This is a genomic window from Pseudomonas sp. P5_B2 (genome assembly GCF_056400445.1).
In genome coordinates this window covers 1-894 of sequence record NZ_JBFULH010001183.1, presented here as the reverse complement: position 1 = coordinate 894, position 894 = coordinate 1, and the positions used below count along the sequence as shown (strand labels likewise).

General features: G+C 51.9%; 1 protein-coding gene. It reads right to left on the bottom strand.

Annotated elements, in window-relative coordinates; genetic code table 11:
- Window positions 1-47: 47 nt before the first annotated feature.
- Complete coding sequence (locus AC1DRJ_RS30060) at window positions 48-602, bottom strand: YdeI/OmpD-associated family protein (RefSeq protein WP_123722198.1); 555 nt, start codon at window positions 600-602, stop codon at window positions 48-50.
- Between the last annotated feature and the right edge of the window lie 292 nt (window positions 603-894).

Sequence of the window (894 nt, the reverse complement as noted above, 5' to 3'; positions counted from 1 at the left end):
CAATATCCCGTTGACCCGCTTCAGGCGTATTCAACGGACTGTTCCATTTAAAAATTTTCTGCCTCAGGCGCACGGAAGGCCTTACTGTAGTAGCCAGACTGGTCGAAACAGCAAACCTGCTTCTTGCCCGATGCAAGCATATCGCAGGCATCACCAATTCGTTTTGCGCGCGTCTTAAGTTGCTTGGCAGAAGTAATCCAGTGGATCCAGTCTACTCGTGCGATGGTCGTCGTATTGTTCCAGACTTTACGAGCCTCGGGAGTGGCTGCCAGTGCCTCCTGAAAATCTGGTGGGATGTCAGGCTCGGGTTCCTTCTTCACAGGGGTTAGCTCTAGTGTAACGATATCCCCAACGGCCGCACCTGCGGCTTCGTGTAACTCTCTACTTACCTGCAGCCAATGGCTCAGCTGACCATCCGGCTCAAGGGTAGCCTGGAAATGGTGCCCATTGATTGTGCCTTCAACTGTCGTCCTTCCTCGCCTCGGAAGCTGTTCACTCGCGTCTCTTGGCAGTACTACGAATGCCCACGACGTATCATTACCAGGCTTTGCCGGACGAAGAAGCTTTGCTTCGAATCGGGATTTCACATCGATTGTTGTCATTGCAACTCCTCCAACTAATACGCCTGATTACTATTTGGCGACGTTCCTTGTCGTCCTGCAAGACCTTGTCTAGCTTGGAGCAATTGCRGCAAACGCGACATAGCCCAGGGAGAAACGCGAAATGGAAGGGCCCACAGCCATCCATATTCCTGCTGTGCATCCGGGTCGACTACGTCGCAGCCGAAAATAATCCACTAGCCTTTCAAATTAATTCTTCATTGCGGGTTTGCGTTTGTTTTTGGCCACTTCTTCGGACTTCTTGTTGCCSGGGCAGCCACGCGAAGCTTGAAGA